The organism is Sedimentibacter sp. B4 (assembly GCF_000309315.1).
GTDB lineage: Bacteria > Bacillota > Clostridia > Tissierellales > Sedimentibacteraceae > Sedimentibacter > Sedimentibacter saalensis.
This window is the reverse complement of record NZ_CANG01000058.1, coordinates 1-236: the sequence shown is the minus strand read 5'-3', so window position 1 is coordinate 236 and position 236 is coordinate 1. Positions and strand designations below refer to the sequence as shown.

Genomic DNA, 236 nt, shown 5'->3' with positions numbered 1-236 from the left:
CCCTGCTCGGATCCGGCCGGTCGTCCCACCCTGCGGGGACCGAGGTCGAGCCTGCGCACTGGTGGACGGCCCTGCAGGCGGCCATCGCCGAAGCCGGCGGGCTTGACGGTGCGGGAGCCGTCAGCATCGGCGGCCAGCAGCACGGCATGGTCGTCCTGGACGCGGACGGCCGGGTGATTCGTCCCGCCCTGTTGTGGAACGACACCCGGTCGGCCGCCCGGCGGCCGACCTCGTGG

General features: G+C 75.0%; 1 protein-coding gene. It reads left to right on the top strand.

The window, feature by feature from the left end; all coding sequences use genetic code 11:
• A partial coding sequence (locus tag BN358_RS09980) for an FGGY family carbohydrate kinase (protein ID WP_040582342.1) occupies positions 1-236 on the top strand: 236 nt, incomplete at both ends.